The organism is Aquabacterium sp. A08 (assembly GCF_011742065.1).
Genome location: NZ_JAAQQT010000270.1, coordinates 1 through 362, shown reverse-complemented (window position 1 = coordinate 362; position 362 = coordinate 1). Strand labels below are relative to the sequence as shown.

1 protein-coding gene is annotated in these 362 nt (G+C 65.5%); it reads left to right on the top strand.

What is annotated here, in order from left to right; all coding sequences use genetic code 11:
- Positions 1–362: glutamate--tRNA ligase family protein (locus tag HA630_RS01530; RefSeq protein WP_243855321.1), on the top strand; the 362-nt coding region annotated here is incomplete at both ends.

The following is a 362-nucleotide window of genomic DNA, read 5'->3' as shown; positions in this document are numbered from 1 at the left end:
AACCCGAAAGACGGCGTGGTGGCCTGGGACGACAAGGTCAAGGGCCGCATCGAAATTGCCAACGCCGAGCTGGACGACCTGGTGATCGCCCGGCCCGCGCCCGAAGGCGAGGCCGTGGGCACACCCACCTACAACTTCTGCGTGGTGGTGGACGACCTCGACATGGCCATCACCCACGTCATCCGGGGCGACGACCACGTCAACAACACCCCGCGCCAGATCAACATCTTCCGCGCCTTGGGCAAAGAGCCGCCGGTGTACGCCCATCTGCCCACCGTGCTCAACGAGCAGGGCGAGAAGATGAGCAAGCGCAACGGCGCCAAGCCCGTGACGCAATACCGCGACGAAGGCTACCTGCCCGA